The following is a 1,805-nucleotide window of genomic DNA, read 5'->3' as shown; positions in this document are numbered from 1 at the left end:
CTGCAAAGGGTGCCCACTCGAGAGAAAGAACTGTGCGCCGTATCACGGATCCGACCTTGCGATTCGTCAAGACATCTCCATCGCGGGTTCCAGGTCGCCGACGCCCCGCCCTGCTCCTTGTCACGGCGCGCGCCGGCGATCCTTGGCGACGAACAATCCGAGGCAGGAGCATCGCCCGCCAGCTGACCGAGCGCGCACCGTCTCGATCTCCGCATTCAGCCGCGAGAAGGCTCCGTCAGCGCGGTGCAAGGCGGCGTGAACGGAACGCGCACCACTTGCAGCGTCACGTGCTCGATCCCGAAACGGTCATGTAACTCCTCGGTGGCGTCCTGCAGGAAGGCGTCGTCCGCCTGAACCTCAGGCATCACCAAATGCGCTGTCATGGCGATCTCCTACGCACCCATGGCCCAGACATGCAGATCGTGTGCGCGCGCCACGCCGGGTAGCGCTTCGAGCAGGGCCTGCACGGCGTGCAGGTCCACGTTCTCGGGAACGCCATCGAACATCAGGTGCAGAGATTGCTGGAACAGGCTCCAGGTGCCCACCACAATGACGGCGGCGATCAGCAAACTGACGACCGGATCGAGCCACAACCAGCCGAACGCCAGCGCCAAGCCGCCGGCCGCCACCACGCCCGCCGACACCAGTGCGTCCGCCGCCATAATGCACGAAGGCGCCGCGAATGTTGAGGTCGCTCTCGCGGCCACGCATGAACAGTAGAGCCGTGGCGGTGTTGACGACGATGCCGATGCCAGCCACCACCATGATCGTGACGCCCTCGATCGGCTCCGGCGACTGCAACCGGTGCACTGCCTCCCATGCAAGAGAGCCCATGGCCACCAGTAGAAGCAGCGCATTGACGAACGCCGCCAGGATGCTGCTGCGCTTCCATCCGTAGGTTATGGCGGGCGTCGGGGCGCAGCCGACCGGCCAGCGCCCCGCCCCAGGCCAGGACGAGACCGATGACGTCGCTCAGGTTGTGCCCGGCGTCAGCCAGCAAGGCCAACGAACTGACCTTCCAGCCATAGAACGCTTCGACAATGACAAACGCAAGATTCAATGCGATGCCGATGGCGAACGCACCGTTGAAGATGGTCGGATCGTGGCTGTGACCGTGTCCTGCGCTCATGAGGGTTCGATCAATCGGTGCAGGGAGAAAGTTGGCTCAGTACCGGGCGCCACGGTGTTGAATACGGTCCTACTCACGTGGGCGCTCAACCGCACCGCGACCACATCGAATTGCATATTCAGGGTGGCCACGGCCTCGGGCATCGTCTCGCGGCCGGCTTGGCAGGCGCCTTAGCATACCCCCACGTTGCACTCGTACCGCTCATGCGCCAAGCCACTGTTCGACCTTGTCGCGGCTGGGCACGCCGCCAGCATGGACCACCTTGCCGTCGATCACGACGCCGGGGGGTCGACATCACGCCGTAGTTCACGATGTCGCGCATCTCCTCGACCTTCTGCAGCGTGACGCTGACGCCCTTGGCCTTGGCAACCTGTTCGATCAATGCGACCGTACTCTTGCATTTGGTACATCCCGTGCCGAGAACCTTGATGTCCATGTCGATCTCCATTCAGGGTTGAGGTCTCAAGTGGCCGCCTCTGGCGCATCCACGTCTATTCCATTCGGCACGCTCGAACCTCGGCCACCTGACAGCAGGGCTCGCATCTGCTCACGTTCTGCGGCTGTCGGCCAGCTTCCGTCCTCACGAACGGTCGCCGTGCCGGGACGGTGTGGGTGCGCCGCAGGCGTGCCCGGCCAGTCGACGCGGCCCTGGGCGTCAAATCGGACCAAGCTGTAC

The 1,805-nt window shown here is 64.1% G+C and carries 3 protein-coding genes and 2 pseudogenes; all 5 read right to left on the bottom strand.

The window, feature by feature from the left end:
- Window positions 1–215: 215 nt before the first annotated feature.
- The 5 genes and pseudogenes from AC1DY5_RS54045 to AC1DY5_RS54025 all read right to left on the bottom strand — a co-directional run bounded on the left by AC1DY5_RS54045 (window position 216) and on the right by AC1DY5_RS54025 (window position 1,565).
- Window positions 216–383, bottom strand: coding sequence for a hypothetical protein (locus AC1DY5_RS54045; RefSeq protein WP_478122425.1), 168 nt, complete (start codon window positions 381–383; stop codon window positions 216–218).
- A gap of 9 nt (window positions 384–392) precedes the next feature.
- Window positions 393–644 (bottom strand): hypothetical protein, encoded by a 252-nt coding sequence (locus AC1DY5_RS54040; RefSeq protein WP_478122424.1) that lies wholly within the window; start codon window positions 642–644, stop codon window positions 393–395.
- A 76-nt stretch (window positions 645–720) separates the two neighbouring features.
- Window positions 721–852: pseudogene (locus AC1DY5_RS54035) on the bottom strand (cation diffusion facilitator family transporter); the annotation flags it as partial.
- Between the two features lie 121 nt (window positions 853–973).
- Window positions 974–1,129, bottom strand: a pseudogene (locus AC1DY5_RS54030) (cation diffusion facilitator family transporter); the annotation flags it as partial.
- 118 nt (window positions 1,130–1,247) lie between these two features.
- Window positions 1,248–1,565: a thioredoxin family protein gene (locus tag AC1DY5_RS54025; RefSeq protein WP_478122423.1), complete on the bottom strand. Its 318-nt coding sequence runs from the start codon at window positions 1,563–1,565 to the stop codon at window positions 1,248–1,250.
- Window positions 1,566–1,805 lie beyond the last annotated feature (240 nt).

It is taken from the genome of Variovorax sp. P4_D9 (assembly GCF_056401695.1).
Note: the sequence above shows the minus strand (reverse complement) of the source record. Positions and strands in the feature narration are given on the sequence as shown.